Below are 908 nucleotides of genomic sequence, written 5' to 3' on the forward strand. Positions count from 1 at the left end.
CCGCCGGCGTTGTCGTGCTGGGCGTGTTCGGTCAACGCGTGCAGGGTCTGGAACCAGGCATGGGCCAGGTCGTTGATCTGTGGTTCGGTGAACACACCATCGATCCAGGTCCAGGTCACTGACAGTTGCGGCCCGTCGGGCAGGTCATGCGTGATCGCGTTGACCTCAAGACTGTGCGCCGCACCCAGATCCCGCCGGCTGGTCTGACCCAACACCTCAGACTCCTCAGCGATCAACCAACCCTGACCCCGCGGCGCGTTGACCCGACCCAGATAATTGAACACCACCTGCGGATCACGACCCGTATCCAACTCCCGACCGGTATCCGGGTTCAAATACCGCAGCAACCCATACCCGATCCCGTTATCCGGAACCGCCCGCAACTGCTCCTTGACCCGCTTGACCGCCAACCCCAACCCCGGACCCGCCGCCTCGACCTCGGCCCAGTCCACCGGCCCGGGATCCAACCGGACCGGGAACATACTGGTAAACCAACCCACCGTGCCGGACAACACCCCACCCGCCAAACCCTCATCCCGACCATGGCCTTCCAGGTCAAGGACTACCACCGAACCCGCATCCGGCCACCACTGCCGCCGCCACCACCCCAACGCCAACACCAACCCGGTCAACAACCCATCATTGACCTGGCCATGGAAAACCGTCGGGACCGTGGTCAACAACCCCCGCGTCACCCCGACCGGCAACCGCAACGTCAGATGCCTGGCCCGAGCCACCGTGTCCGACCCCGGGTCCAACACCCGGGCACCCAACAACGGATCCGGGGTGTTCCGCACCCCGGCCCACCACGACACCTGCCCCACCCACCGCGGATCGGCCGCCGCCACCGCCAACCGCGACGACCACCGCCGAAACGACACCCCCACCCCCGCCAAACCCACCCCGGT

General features: G+C 66.3%; 2 protein-coding genes. One reads left to right on the forward strand and one right to left on the reverse strand.

Going from position 1 to position 908, the window contains the following annotated elements; translation table 11 throughout:
* Positions 1–632, reverse strand: a 632-nt coding sequence (locus Raf01_RS49145) for a condensation domain-containing protein (protein WP_239134603.1), incomplete at its 3' end; no start/stop codon positions are given.
* A 40-nt stretch (positions 633–672) separates the two neighbouring features.
* Here Raf01_RS49145 and Raf01_RS49150 point away from each other — a divergent pair.
* On the forward strand, positions 673–908 hold a 236-nt coding region (locus tag Raf01_RS49150; RefSeq protein ID WP_203925079.1), incomplete at its 3' end, for a hypothetical protein.

This window comes from Rugosimonospora africana (assembly GCF_016862975.1).
GTDB lineage: Bacteria > Actinomycetota > Actinomycetes > Mycobacteriales > Micromonosporaceae > Rugosimonospora > Rugosimonospora africana.